The 3,388-nt window shown below is 59.7% G+C and carries 3 protein-coding genes; all 3 read left to right on the plus strand.

Annotation, left to right across the window (positions count from 1 at the left end):
- Positions 1 to 115: 115 nt before the first annotated feature.
- Genes P7F60_RS30670 through P7F60_RS30680 form a run of 3 tightly spaced genes read left to right on the plus strand, consistent with a single transcriptional unit; the run spans position 116 to position 3,320 of the window.
- Positions 116 to 1,360, plus strand: coding sequence for a tyrosine-type recombinase/integrase (locus P7F60_RS30670; RefSeq protein ID WP_277921227.1), 1,245 nt, complete (start codon positions 116 to 118; stop codon positions 1,358 to 1,360).
- A complete protein-coding gene (locus P7F60_RS30675; RefSeq protein ID WP_277921228.1) occupies positions 1,354 to 2,271 on the plus strand; it encodes a tyrosine-type recombinase/integrase in 918 nt (305 codons plus the stop codon). Before P7F60_RS30670 ends, P7F60_RS30675 begins: the two co-directional genes overlap by 7 nt.
- On the plus strand, positions 2,268 to 3,320 hold the full coding sequence (locus tag P7F60_RS30680) for a tyrosine-type recombinase/integrase (RefSeq protein ID WP_277921229.1): 1,053 nt from the start codon (positions 2,268 to 2,270) through the stop codon (positions 3,318 to 3,320). The genes P7F60_RS30675 and P7F60_RS30680 overlap by 4 nt, the downstream gene beginning before the upstream one ends.
- Positions 3,321 to 3,388: the final 68 nt, after the last annotated feature.

Raw genomic sequence — 3,388 nt, forward strand, 5'->3', positions numbered from 1 at the left:
AGCCGACAGCATGCCAAACTTCGCCTTGCTGGCTCTCCTGGAGTTAGGAACGGGTAGGTCACTCGCCTAGCGCTGGAATGGATTTGAAACCTCCGATTTGTTCGACGTGTCGGACTTGACCGGCACCAACGATCAAATCGAGGAAAATTGCGTGACAAAGCGAAAGTACAGACATCGCCGCAGCGTCGATGTTCGGATCAATTGGCTGCAACCACATGTCGGCGGCTTCAAGCACTGGCTTGTCCAGCGGAATTACTCGGCCGCGACGGTAACGGAGGTGGTGCGCCTTCTGGCATTGTGGGGCGATTGGGTACGCGCCGCCGGCCACGACGTCGATACACTTACAGTGGGCTTGAGCGCTTCTGCATCGGTGTTCCACGGCAACAGAACTGCCCGTGCACCACAGGGTGCTGCCAAGCTGTTCGTCGAATATCTTCGCGAGTTGGACATCCTGCCGCCGGAACAACGCCCCTCATTGGACGAAACCTGGCCCGAATTGGTTGCTTTCCGTCGGTGGATGCAAGAACAACGCGGTGTCAAAGATACCACTCTCGATACTTATCAAACCGTCCTCGTGAAATTTATGACGTCCCTGGGTGCTGATCCAGCTGCTTACACAGCTTCTGCAATCCGCATGTTCGTTCTTGAGTCCGCCAAGCCGCACGGACGCCATTGGGCACAGAGCATTACCGTTGCTACGCGCGCCTACCTCAAATATCTCGTCGCAATGGGAAAATGCCCCGCTGGTCGGGAGCACGCGGTTTCGAACTTCGCAAGTTGGCAATTGGCGACGACGCCGCGCTTTCTTGCGCAAAGTGACATCGACCGCCTCCTTGCCACATGTGACGGCGAAAGCCGGTTACGCGATCGCGCCGTCATGCTCTTGCTGGCTCGACTGGGCCTCAGGGCAAGCGAAGTCAGCACTCTCAGCTTCGATGACATTGACTGGAGGAATGGCCGAATAGCACTTATCGGTAAGGTCCGGCGTGAGGAATGGCTGCCGCTGCCCCAGGAGGTTGGCGACGCCATATTTGCCTACATTGAGCGGGCAAGGCCGCGCATTGCGACGACGCGAGTGTTCCTGACGGATATCGCACCAATCAGACCACTGAGCCGCATCGCCGTGAAGTGCATTGTGCGTCGCGCGCTCGACAGAGCAGGAATTGAAAGCATCCATCGCGGTGCGCATGTGTTGCGTCACTCGGCAGCGACGGCGATGCTGCGTAGCGGAGCAAGCCTTGCCGGCGTCGGGGCGGTGTTGCGTCACCGTTCTCCATCAACGACGGCGCTGTATGCCAAGGTCGACATCGGCCTGCTGTCGGAAATCGCGCAGCCCTGGGGCGGGAGGTTGCCATGCTGAGCGCTGACGTCAATCGCTATCTTAGTCTACGCCGAGCCCTCGGTTACAAGCTGATCAAGGCCGAACGGCATCTTCTGGCGTTCTCGCGCTTTGCATCCGAGCGGGGCGAGAGCCACATTCTGGCTGCAACGGTTCTCACATGGTTGCCGACGGCTGCTAAAACGCCGAACTCCATGGCGCATCGCCTGACGAACCTGATCGGGTTTGCCCGCTTTCTTCATGCGGAAGATCCTCGTCACGAGATCCCGCCCGCGGATATCAAGCGGACCACTAATCGACCGGTGCCCTACATCTACACAAAGGGCGAGATCGCCCGGATCCTCGATGCTGCCGGCAATCTCAGGCTCCAAAAGCCCAATCCGCTGCGTCGCGAACTCTATGTCATGCTCTTCGGTCTGATCGCGGCCACTGGACTTCGCATCTCCGAAGCTCTTGCACTCAGGCTCGATGACATCCTGCCCGATGGCGTTTTGCACATTCGGGAAACAAAGTTCCGCAAGAGCCGCCTGGTGCCGCTGCACGCCACCGTCATCGAAGCGCTCCAGGGCTATCTTGATATCCGGCGCCAATGCGCGGGCGAGAGCGATTGGCTCTTCCCATCCGTCCAGCACCGACAGCTCTACCCGACGACCGTCAATTGTACGTTCCGCTCCCTGCTGCGACGAGCGGGTATTGCGCCGGAGCGAGGTCAACAGCCACGCATCCATGACCTTCGTCATACGTTCGCAACCCGGGTGCTGGAACAATGCGGCGCCGATCGCAGCGCAGTTGCCAGGCACTTCGTCGCCCTGTCGACGTACCTGGGTCATGTCAGTATCCACAATACATACTGGTATCTTCAGGCGACGCCGGAGATGATGGCCGACATCGCCGCGGCGGCAGAAGCTTTGGTCGGGGAGAATGCCGCATGACGGAGCTCGCCCCTCTCATCACCGGCTTCCTGCGAGACTACATGCCTCGACAGCGAGGTTACAGCCCACAAAGCTGCGAGACATACGCGTTCAGCTTCAAGCTGCTATTCAACTTCGCAGCAAAACGGCTCGGCACACGGCCGTCTTTGCTCAGGATTGAAGACCTCGATGCACCGATGATCGTGGCTTTCCTCGCGCACATTGAACAGGATCGCGGCAACAGCGCGTCGACGCGCAATGTGCGGCTCGCTGCCATCAAGGCGTTCATGCGTTACCTCGAGCACAAGGTGCCGTCCGCACTGGAGCAGATCGGGCGGGTCCATGCGATCCCGACCAAACGCCATGATCAGAAGCTCATTCGCCATCTGACAATGGAAGAGGTCCGAGCGATTCTCAACGGACCCGACCTTACGACGAGATCTGGCATCCGTGATCGGGCGATGATGCATCTCTGCTTCGCCGGAGGCTTGCGAGTGTCAGAATTGATCGGAGTTTTGACGGCAAATCTGTCGCTGCGCCACGGCGCGAGCGTGACAGTTCTGGGAAAGGGCCGCAAGGAACGCTGCCTGCCACTCTGGAAAGACACTGCGCGCGACATTCGCGCCTGGTTAACTGTCCGGGGCGAGGTCCGTGTGCCGGAGCTCTTCGTCAATGCGCAGGGCGACCCGATGACCCGTGCCGGCTTTGAGTATGTCCTCGACAAGTATGTCGCCATAGCAGCCGAGAGCTGCGCATCGCTTCGCGACCGTCGCGTCTCACCTCACCAGCTTCGGCACGGTTGCGCAGTCGTCATGCTGCAGGCGACCCGCGACATCCGCAAGGTCGCCCTCTGGCTCGGCCACGCCGATATCCGCACGACGGAGATTTACCTCCGCATGGACCCGTCCGAGAAGTTGGAAGCTGTCGAGGCGGTTGTTCCGCCGGAACTAAGGCGGGGCCGGTTCAAGGCTCCAGATGCACTGATCGCATCGTTGCTTTCGGATTTGGAAGTACCGGCGTGTTCAAAACGGGTGCGCCCCAGAGCGGAATTCCCCACCGACACGGTCTGATCCGCTTCATCTGATATCGCGCTCGGCATGGTGGCAATACCCTGTCGGGCGCAGCTCGTCTTATGCAC

Source organism: Rhizobium sp. YJ-22 (assembly GCF_029601685.1).
Classification (GTDB): Bacteria; Pseudomonadota; Alphaproteobacteria; order Rhizobiales; family Rhizobiaceae; genus Metarhizobium.